This window comes from Paraburkholderia sp. BR10141, from assembly GCF_056155635.1.
Map to the genome: position 1 here is coordinate 1 of NZ_JBMIQH010000137.1, position 617 is coordinate 617.

1 protein-coding gene is annotated in these 617 nt (G+C 64.5%); it reads right to left on the reverse strand.

Translation table 11 applies throughout. The features are described from left to right. The coding region (locus ACOJB8_RS41195; protein ID WP_475018005.1) for an NAD(P)/FAD-dependent oxidoreductase at positions 1 to 617 on the reverse strand (617 nt) is incomplete at both ends.

The window sequence follows — 617 nt, forward strand, 5'->3', positions numbered from 1 at the left end:
TCGAACGTGAGCTTGCCGTCGGGCTTCGGATACTCGATCGGCTTGCACTGCGAAGCGGGCTTGAGCATCTCGTGGTCGCGATGCTGGTGATGCAGCGTCCACGGCACGTTGCCGCCCAGCAGCTTCTGCTCGATGCCCACCATCAGCGTGCCCAGGTACAGGCCCTTGCTCATCCACTGCTTGAAGTTGCGCGCCCTGTACAGTTCCGTGTGGAGCCACGACTGCTTGAACGCTTCCGGGTAAGCCGCGAGTTCATCGCTCTGGCGGCCTGCCTGCACGGCTTCGAACGCCGCATCGGCGGCCAGCATGCCGGTCTTGATCGCCGCGTGGCTGCCCTTGATGCGCGAGGCGTTCAGGAAGCCCGCGTCGTCGCCCACGAGCGCGCCGCCCGGGAACACGAGCTTGGGCAGCGACATCAGGCCGCCTGCCGTGATCGCGCGCGCGCCATACGAGACGCGCTTGCCGCCTTCGAGGTACTTGCGGATTTCCGGGTGCGTCTTGTAGCGCTGGAACTCCTCGAACGGCGAGAGATACGGGTTCTGGTACGCAAGACCGACGACAAAGCCCACCATCACCTGGTTGTTGTCGATGTGGTACAGGAACGAGCCGCCGTACGT